3 protein-coding genes are annotated in these 2,706 nt (G+C 45.8%); 2 read left to right on the top strand and 1 reads right to left on the bottom strand.

The window, feature by feature from the left end:
- Window positions 1-759 (top strand): efflux RND transporter permease subunit (locus B3182_RS09315; RefSeq protein WP_292752498.1); only part of this gene is annotated, 759 nt, incomplete at its 5' end.
- 62 nt (window positions 760-821) lie between these two features.
- On the opposite strand, the gene B3182_RS09320 is transcribed toward B3182_RS09315, so the two are convergent.
- Complete coding sequence (locus B3182_RS09320) at window positions 822-1,199, bottom strand: DUF4168 domain-containing protein (protein ID WP_292354310.1); 378 nt, start codon at window positions 1,197-1,199, stop codon at window positions 822-824.
- A 205-nt stretch (window positions 1,200-1,404) separates the two neighbouring features.
- Here B3182_RS09320 and B3182_RS09325 point away from each other — a divergent pair.
- Window positions 1,405-2,706 (top strand): sensor histidine kinase (locus B3182_RS09325; RefSeq protein WP_292752526.1); only part of this gene is annotated, 1,302 nt, incomplete at its 3' end.

The following is a 2,706-nucleotide window of genomic DNA, read 5'->3' on the forward strand; positions in this document are numbered from 1 at the left end:
ATCGCATTACCTGACAGTGATGATCCAGATTTATCTTATGTGCCGTTGGGTGAAATTGCCGATATTAAAGCCATCAGTGGCCCCAATCAGATAAACCGTGAAAGCGGTAAACGTCATGTCATTATCAGTGCCAATGTGGTGGATAGGGATTTGGGATCCTTTATCGCGGATGTGCAGCAGAATGCACAACAGCTCAATCTACCTGCAGGGTATTGGCTGGAATATGGCGGAACCTTTGAACAATTGGAATCGGCCAGCAAGCGATTGATGATTGTGGTGCCCATAACACTGTTGCTGATCCTGATGATATTGTTCAGTGTATTTAATTCATTAAAAGATGCTTTGCTGATTTTTACCGGTGTACCAATGGCATTAACCGGTGGTCTGATTGCACTGATGTTAAGGGATATGCCGTTATCCATTTCTGCGGCAGTGGGATTTATTGCTTTATCAGGTATAGCCGTCTTAAACGGCGTGGTGATGTTGACATTTATCCGACAGCTGCGTGAGCAGGGTATGGTGCTGCTGGAAGCTGTTTTCGAGGGCGCAATGCAACGGTTACGCCCTGTATTGATGACCGCACTGGTAGCTGGTTTAGGGTTTCTGCCGATGGCATTAAATACGGGAACCGGTGCTGAGGTCCAGCGTCCATTGGCTACGGTCGTGGTGGGAGGAATTATTTCTTCAACGTTATTGACGTTGCTGGTGTTACCCGCCTTGTATTTTTTAGCCTATCGATTTAGTTCAAAAGATAAGTAGTCCAGAAATGAAAAAGCCGGGAGAACCCCGGCTTTTCCACGATATACGAAGCTGAAACGTTATTAGTTAAGCATAGACTGCACTTTGTCACGCAATTGAGCATCACTTTGAATAGCCAAGGCGATATTGCTATATGTTTCGACATCCAGGCCTTCGTTTTGAACGGTTTGGACCATTTTCTGGCTGGCTTCCTGTTGTAATTTTGCAGCTTGGTCAGGATCTTCAGTACTTTCCAGACGGCCTGAATATTCATTACGAATTTCTTCAAGATCACCCTGAACATCAACAAATTTTTGCAACTCAGAATCACTGAAATCAGTTGCTGGAGCTGTTTCAGGCATTGGAGCTTGAGGAGCTGCCTGTTGTGGTTGTTCTGCAAAAGCAGGAGCGCTTAGACCCAGAGCCATTAAAATTGAAGCAAAAATAGCTGTTTTTTTCATGGTGTTTTCCTTTATTGATTGTGGAACACATTCAGGTTGTTGCGACAATCATGCCAGAAAGCCGGGTTTTTATAAGTCGTTGTATTTAATCTATAAAATGTTTCGTGTCAGATCTGTTAACCCTTATATGAAGCTTGACGGGTACTTTGGTATGTGTCAATTTGGCCCATGTGCCATAAATTCAAGTTTGTTAAGAGGCCATTGAATGCGTTTTCCATCCATTTTCAGCAATCTGCGATTAGTGTTGATCATGCAGGTTGCATTGCCAGTGTTACTGGTGCTGGCGATGATCCTCGCGATTGGTCTATCTATGGTGGGCCAGTTTATCGAGGAAAGAATGCAGCGGGATTTACAGCAAGTGGCCCGAACTATTCATTTGCCAGTTTCTCAGGCGCTGGAACGGCAGGATCTGGATCAGTTACAAAACAGCATGGCTTCGGTTTTTGGTATTACCGAGGTATATGGAGCCTACTTATTCGATGCCAATGGCAAGCGGTTAAGCAGTTTTGGTGTCGTTAATCCAACGAAAGAACAGGCAACGGATGCACTTGAACAGATCGCCGAAGGTGAATTTGCACAATATGAACGGATTCGTGGCCGGAATGTGTATTCCTTTTTTATGCCTATTTTTGATGCGACTGGCCAGCCAAATGGCCTATTACAAGTGACTCGTCGGCGCAGTGATATTGACCGTGAGCTGACTGAATTAAAATATTGGGCCTGGGGTAGTTTTGGTCTGGTGTCATTAATTATTCTTGGGGTCATTACCTATTCCCACCAGCGTGCCATTGAAACCCCATTGCAGAAATTAGTTGAGAGCATGCGGCGGGTGAGCCAGGGGGATAGAGAACATCGGGCAGCAGAGCAGGGACCGATAGAAATAAGCCAATTGGCAAAAGGACTCAATGGCATGCTCAATGCGATTGAAGCTGCAGAGAAAAGCGAAGCTCAGCAACGTTCCGCCCGGGAGCAGATGGCAGAAAGACTCCGGCAAACCGAAACCATGGCAGCGCTTGGACAATTATCGGCAGCTGTCGCTCATGAATTAGGTGCCCCGCTAACAGTGGTTGATGGAAGAGCCGGCCGATTATTAAGGCGTCTGGAAAACGAAAACGACTTAAAAGAGTTAAATGAAATCCGTCAGCAGGCGGCCAGAATGACCTCGATTATTCAGCAATTACTCAGTTTTGGTCGTTCATCGCGTGCTGAATTTCGTGAACTTGATGTGACGTCATTGATCGAGAGGGCCGAGGCATTGCTGGCCAATCAAGGTTATCAAGTCACTCTTGTTAAGGGACCCATGGCAACAATTAAAGGCGATTCATTAAGCCTGGAGCAGGGATTGATCAATTTATTACGCAATGCCTGTCAGGCATGTCCTGAGGGCCCGGTTGAACTCTGTTGGGAACAGGATGAAAAACAGTTAAAAATCCATATAGACGATGCCGGCCCTGGTATTAACGAGGAGCAGAAAGCCCAGATTTTTGATCCCTTTGTCACCACCAAA

Source organism: Methylophaga sp. UBA4204 (genome assembly GCF_002379485.1).
Lineage (GTDB): Bacteria > Pseudomonadota > Gammaproteobacteria > Nitrosococcales > Methylophagaceae > Methylophaga.

Excerpts from the sequence above, each read along its gene's own strand:
- B3182_RS09320 (WP_292354310.1), bottom strand. The coding sequence starts at position 1,199 with ATGAAAAAAACAGCTATTTTTGCTTCAATTTTAATGGCTCTGGGTCTA.